The sequence below is a fragment of the Campylobacter sp. 7477a genome (assembly GCF_014892335.1).
GTDB classification, from domain to species: Bacteria; Campylobacterota; Campylobacteria; order Campylobacterales; family Campylobacteraceae; genus Campylobacter_A; species Campylobacter_A californiensis.
Genome location: NZ_JADBJH010000047.1, coordinates 1 through 227, shown reverse-complemented (window position 1 = coordinate 227; position 227 = coordinate 1). Strand labels below are relative to the sequence as shown.

1 protein-coding gene is annotated in these 227 nt (G+C 41.0%); it reads right to left on the bottom strand.

The genetic code is table 11. The annotated features are described in order from the left end of the window. Window positions 1-227 (bottom strand): tyrosine-type recombinase/integrase (locus CCAL5182_RS09030; RefSeq protein WP_336610848.1); only part of this gene is annotated, 227 nt, incomplete at both ends.

Below are 227 nucleotides of genomic sequence, written 5' to 3'. Positions count from 1 at the left end.
TAGATGCTCTTTCTTGTGTGAAAAAAGCCATTTGCTATCTCGAGTTTTTTCAAGCTCTTTGAGGTATGGCAGCACCTGGTCAAATAGCGGTATCTCTCTATCTACCCCGGTTTTCGTCCTATTTTTTACAAAGCCCCGAGATAGGCTTTTTGCGATAGATATACTCTTTTTCTCGAAATTTATATCATCCCATTCTAGGGCTAGAATTTCACATATCCTAGCCCCGG